Source organism: SAR324 cluster bacterium, from assembly GCA_029245725.1.
GTDB lineage: Bacteria > SAR324 > SAR324 > SAR324 > NAC60-12 > JCVI-SCAAA005.
In genome coordinates, this window is sequence record JAQWOT010000114.1 from 1 (window position 1) to 5,498 (window position 5,498).

The window sequence follows — 5,498 nt, forward strand, 5'->3', positions numbered from 1 at the left end:
CGCATCGGGTCGAGCAGGCGAGAATCAACTGAAATTTGTGAAAGGTAGAGTGATAGATCATTGATCGGCTGGATCTTGCGCACGAGGTAGCCCGCTTTATTCCGGACCAGATCCAAGCGTCCACTCTGGCGCTGGAGGGAATTCGAGGAGTTGAGGATCAATTCCAGAATTGCATCAGCCTCCTTGCGCATACGTTGCACTTCCTCCTCCGAGAAGACACGCTCCATCGCTACGTAGCCATGTTCCTGAAAATATTGGATCCAGTTGTCTTGATTAGTTGTCATCATCTACCCAAGTTTGCTATGGTCTCCAAAGAAACCTGATTTGAGGAATGCAAAGAAGTTAGTCCCTGCTAACCAGAGAACAAACGCCTGCACTTTAGGAGAATGAACATGAGCCTAGCAGAATTTTTCCGGACCCTCTCCAATAAAGTGCGTTTTGCTACTTGGACTGAGGAGGAGCAAATCGCTTTGTTGAAGATTGTGGATGATCTATACCGAGCTGACAGGCACTATGCTGCAGAAGAATTAGAAGATTTTCGCCAGAAGTTATCCATCTCTGCGGTCTATCAAGAGGATCTCGAACATATGCCCGTGGAGAAGGCAATAGGTATTTTGAAAGAAGATCCTAGCAAGCTCGATCTCGCTTATACGATCCTAGCAGAAGCTGTTTACAGTGATGGGCGCTTTGTGCAGGAAGAACGAGAGTATCTGGATCAACTGATCAATCGATACCAATTGGATGGAGCACAACTGGAGAAGCGTTTGAATCGTGAACTCCGTAAAGCTGGCAACGAAGATCTGACTTAAAAATTTGCCCTCATAAAATGAATAGAAGCTTACCTGAAGAATGTTTTTGGGGCTGTTTTGAATCCACAACTCATCCATATTGATAATTCTAAAGTTCCATAGGAAGCACAACATCTTACTGTGAAACGTCTTGACACACAATTTAGTCCTTCCATTTACCCTTAACTATCACCTAACGAAAATAATGTTAGCTCAGCGCAAATGGTAATTAGCGACCATACTCTCTCAAAGTAGAATGCCAACATTCCTTCGAGTCCCTAAAAAAGATTAAATTCAACTCGGTTTAAGAATTCCTAAAAACCACGTAAAGTCTATTCTGCGATAGCTACATTTTGTTTCTCCCCTGGCTCTCCTCAACAGAATAATAAGAATAATTTATAGTCATCTCAACAAGTCAAGTTTGGTTGTTGACAATCTTCCTAACATTTTGGAAGTGACATGAATCAATTCAAAAAAGCAGTAGTATCAATCATCAAGCAAATGAGTTTGGGTAGTTTCGCTTTGGCAATCTTGGCGCCAAACATAGCCTTCGGAGAAATTCCAAAAGTGAGCAGTTCTTGTCCAAGTAATGGCAAAGTTCTGGAATTGCCTATTGAGTAAAATCATCACCATGGGCGTTAGATGCCATTCCAAAAATTGGGAGATCCTGTCCAAGCTATTGGAGATCCTCCGCAGGTGCTTACTGTGTGAAGTCTTTCCCAGCCTCTCACGACGCCATTCCAAAATTTGGTGTCTTTGCCCAAGCAGTTGGACTGCGTCTGCAGGGGCCTACTGCTTAAAAAAATGAGTGAAGTTTAACGCAATTGAATCTTTGAAATACGGACCTTATTGAAATCAGGAAATGGTACTTCGGAGGATTGAGAAGTTCAGTAAGCTACTCGCGTAGAAATAATTCAGTGGAGGGAAGGTTTGATGTTGTTTTGTAGTGGAGGCAAGGAAGATCGAACTCCTTACGTTAATCCTTATTTAATAATCAAACCTGCTATAAGTGTCCATATACGTGTCCAGCATTCCAAAATTCACTACCTAAATCTAAAGTTTATTTACTCTCAAGCAAGCGGCGCCTTTTCTCTTTAATCTCTCTCAGATTAAATCCTCCCCTATCTTTGCTTTCTTAAATTTATTATTAAAAAGGAAACTTTTTTCCAAGATTTTAATATCTTCAACTCTGAATTTCTTTTTTTATTCTAGCCATGTTGAATAAAAATATATAAAACACGCTGGATAATTTTTTAGCTTGACATGTTAATGAGAAAATATTAAACAAAAATTCATTTTTTTTGTTCGTCAATTCTAGAAAAAAAGGATTATTATGACTGAAATTAATAGACGTAAAATGTTGAAAATATCTGCTTCAACTTTAGGGGTACTAGTGACAGGAGGTTTATTATCAAAAAGTTATGCTAAACCATCTAGGGATATTAGAACTCAAATAGATATCTTTAATTTTGGTGGAGAGGCTCAACAAGAACATCAAAAAGGAATCTATAAGAAATTTAATAAGGAATATCCAAATGTAACAATTAATGATATTTATAAGCCTTGGCCAGGAGGTTGGGGCGTTTATACAAATAACTTTAAAATGAGGGCGTTAGGGGGTTTAAAAACAGATATTTTGTCAATAGCAATAGAAGGAACACAAGAAAGTATTGATACCGGACTTTTATTGCCACTGGATGATATGATAAAATCAAGTGATGAATTGAAAAAAATTGTAAACCAGTTTGAGCCAGCTTTACATAACGGTTTAAAAGCTACAGATGGTACTACTTATTTCATGACACGTGAGTGGAATAATATGATAATCCACTATAACACAGAAATGTTGAATGAAATTGGACTTGAAGAACCAAAACAAGACTGGACATGGGATGAATTTTTATATGCCGCTAAAAATTTGACAAGAGATGTAAATGGGAAAAAGGTATTTGGTTTTGGTATACCTTACTTTAATTTTGGGATGACTCCTTGGTGGTATACAAATAATACTTCTTATCTTACTGATGATTGGAAAAACTCAAATGTAAATGATGTAAAAATGGAAGAGTCTATGACATTTTTGCATTCGCTTTTGCATGAACATAAAGTTTGTCCTGCTCCTGAAGGAGTTGATGTGTATAAATTGATGAGGAATGAAGGTATTGCAATGACTGGTGCGGGTAGGTGGCCATTTCCTAGCTACATAAAAGATAACTTTAAACAAGTAAATATTGTAAATTGGCCTCGCCAGCGAGCTGCCACAACCGTATTTGGTTCAGGTGGTTATGCTATTACAAAGGAATGTAAGCATCCTGAGTTGGCAATGGAATTAATAAAACACATGGTTGGCCAGGATCATCAAACGGGTTATGTAAAGATTGGTACATCAATTCCATCATGGAGATCAGTGAGCCTAACCCCAGATTTTTCAAAGTTTCCTAAGAATGCAGAGAGATTTTTTGGAAGTTTAGATGATATTAAACCAGTTCCTTCGCCTAAGAATTTTTCAGAAGTAGAAAGTATCAATCTTAGACACATTGGCAAGATGATGACAAATCAGGTTAAAATAAGAAAAGGGATGAAAGATTGGCATGAAGAGTTACAAAGAGCAATGGATGAAGCTTATGGTTAAATATAGTCTCTAAGTTTAAAAATGAGCTATATCCACAACTTGCCACAATGTCTCTTCGACTCTTCTAAACGATCTCCAGTAAGTCGGCTTCAAGCGTAGCTTGAAGTTGAGGAAAGCAACGAACCCGTCGTTGTCGACGTTGTTGCTTGATGCCGCCCACCGCTTTTCGATCGGATTCATATGCGGTGAATACAGTGGCAAAAATAGAATCCGGAGCAGATGATCGGCCAGGTACTCTCGCACTTCGCGAGCGAGCTGCGGCCGAGCATTGTCGGGGATCAATACATGATTTTCATGAAACTGTGGCCACAGTGGTTGCACTGCAGCTTCTTGTCGCGGCCAAGCGAGTCTTCAAAACACCAAGGTACAAAGACCTTTTCAGCACTCATCGCCGCGATGAGTGTATGTTTCTTGGGTTGGGTTCGCTGATGGTTGAAGTTCTTCACATGTTGTCCCTCAGTTGATCGTTCAATGTAGCGAATCCAGTCAACGTAGATGGCCGTTTCGTGGCCACAAAGGAACTCTAACTTCGGTTCTTGCAGCAACGGCATCAACTGCGCGATAAAGTCTGCCACTGTTGCAGCCAGCGCTCAGAGAGAGATTCGGAAGAGACAGGTCTATTTTTTGAGCGACCATTTGAGTTTTCTAAGGTGCACACTGACCCCTTGCTCCGTCAAACGCACCCCGCATTTTCTCTAAATTTCGCCAGCATCTTCTCACAGAAAAGCATCGGGGTATTGTTGAGCATATTCAGCAATGCACTGGCGTTCGCCCTAAAGGATTTTTTCAGAGTTGCCACTGCCTGCACGACGGCGAAGATCATCTTTGGAACGCTGAAGAATACGTTTTACCGTGCTGAGAGAGAACAGAAAATTATCCGCCAGTTGCCAGTGAGAGACCGACGGCAACTCATAGCGTCCATGAATGCGTTGTCAGGCTACTAGAGATAGTTACATACCTTACTCTAGGATGGATTGTGAGGTCAAATGAAGCTAGATCATATCTAAGTTTAAAGACTATAAAAATAAATATTCAGGGCTTTATAAAGCTCTGAATCATTTAAATGAAATAGAATGAATAATACAGCTTTCAAGTATAATAGATCAATTAATTCCTATCTTTTTATATTACCGACATATATTCTTTTTATATTATTTGTTTTAATACCGTTATTCCAGGCATTCGATATAAGTTTACAGAAATACAATATCCTGGGAAACTCAAAATATATTGGATTTAAGAATTATTTAAAATTATTTGATGATAGTAGATTAATTGTGATGTATTCAAACACAGTTTTTTTTACTTTTTTTGCTGTAATTTTTAATACTAGTATAGGATTGTTATTAGCTGTAATGCTTAACCAAAGAATGCCTAATTTGGTACGAAATTTATATCGATCTATCTTCTTTTTCCCATTATTACTAGCACATTCATATATCGCTATAATATGGAAATTTCTTTACCAAAAGGATACAGGTGCGTTTAATTATTATATAACAAACTTTGGATTTGACCCGATACCATGGTTGAATAGTGCTGAATGGGTTTTACCTTCAATTATAATAATGGATGTATGGAAGAATACCGGGTTCGCTATGTTAATATTTTTAGCAGGTTTGCAGAATATACCAAAAGATGTGATCGAAGCAAGCGTCTTAGATGGCGCAAATAAATTAAAAATTTTTATTTTTATTAAATTACCTTTATTAACTCCCACAATTTTGTTTGTACTCGTAGTGTTTATGATTGGAGCATTTCAAGTTTTTGATTCAATAGTTGTTCTAACGGATGGTGGACCTGGAGATGCTAGTCGAAGTGTAACAATGTACATATATCACTTAGCCTTTGAAAAGTTTGATATGGGTTATGCTTCTGCAGTTTCGATGACATTATTCTTGATAATATTATTACTTACTATTTTCCAGTTTTGGCTGAGTAAAAGATGGGTCCATTATGAATAAAGATAAAAGTATAAACCTTATAAACATTTTTATAGTATCAATAAGCGCATTTTTGTTCCTAATGCCAATTTTATACATGTTTTCTACATCATTAAGACCAATGAATGAGTCTTT

Annotated in this window: 6 protein-coding genes; 5 read left to right on the forward strand and 1 reads right to left on the reverse strand. The window is 37.9% G+C overall.

Going from position 1 to position 5,498, the window contains the following annotated elements; translation table 11 throughout:
- Positions 1-287 (reverse strand): phytanoyl-CoA dioxygenase family protein (locus P8O70_05040; GenBank protein MDG2196243.1); only part of this gene is annotated, 287 nt, incomplete at its 3' end.
- A gap of 105 nt (positions 288-392) precedes the next feature.
- Between P8O70_05040 and P8O70_05045 the strand changes: the two genes are divergently transcribed.
- The 5 genes from P8O70_05045 to P8O70_05065 all read left to right on the forward strand — a co-directional run bounded on the left by P8O70_05045 (position 393) and on the right by P8O70_05065 (position 5,384).
- Positions 393-809, forward strand: coding sequence for a hypothetical protein (locus P8O70_05045; protein MDG2196244.1), 417 nt, complete (start codon positions 393-395; stop codon positions 807-809).
- A gap of 1,312 nt (positions 810-2,121) precedes the next feature.
- Positions 2,122-3,420, forward strand: coding sequence for an extracellular solute-binding protein (locus P8O70_05050; protein MDG2196245.1), 1,299 nt, complete (start codon positions 2,122-2,124; stop codon positions 3,418-3,420).
- A gap of 194 nt (positions 3,421-3,614) precedes the next feature.
- Positions 3,615-3,884 (forward strand): hypothetical protein, encoded by a 270-nt coding sequence (locus P8O70_05055; protein MDG2196246.1) that lies wholly within the window; start codon positions 3,615-3,617, stop codon positions 3,882-3,884.
- Between the two features lie 186 nt (positions 3,885-4,070).
- Positions 4,071-4,364 (forward strand): hypothetical protein, encoded by a 294-nt coding sequence (locus P8O70_05060; GenBank protein MDG2196247.1) that lies wholly within the window; start codon positions 4,071-4,073, stop codon positions 4,362-4,364.
- A 129-nt stretch (positions 4,365-4,493) separates the two neighbouring features.
- A complete protein-coding gene (locus P8O70_05065; protein ID MDG2196248.1) occupies positions 4,494-5,384 on the forward strand; it encodes a sugar ABC transporter permease in 891 nt (296 codons plus the stop codon).
- Positions 5,385-5,498 lie beyond the last annotated feature (114 nt).

What these genes read in the sequence shown, in the direction of transcription:
- P8O70_05045 (MDG2196244.1), top strand. Translation starts at nt 393, where the DNA reads ATGAGCCTAGCAGAATTTTTCCGGACCCTCTCCAATAAAGTGCGTTTT.
- P8O70_05050 (MDG2196245.1), top strand. Translation starts at nt 2,122, where the DNA reads ATGACTGAAATTAATAGACGTAAAATGTTGAAAATATCTGCTTCAACT.
- P8O70_05065 (MDG2196248.1), top strand. Translation starts at nt 4,494, where the DNA reads ATGAATAATACAGCTTTCAAGTATAATAGATCAATTAATTCCTATCTT.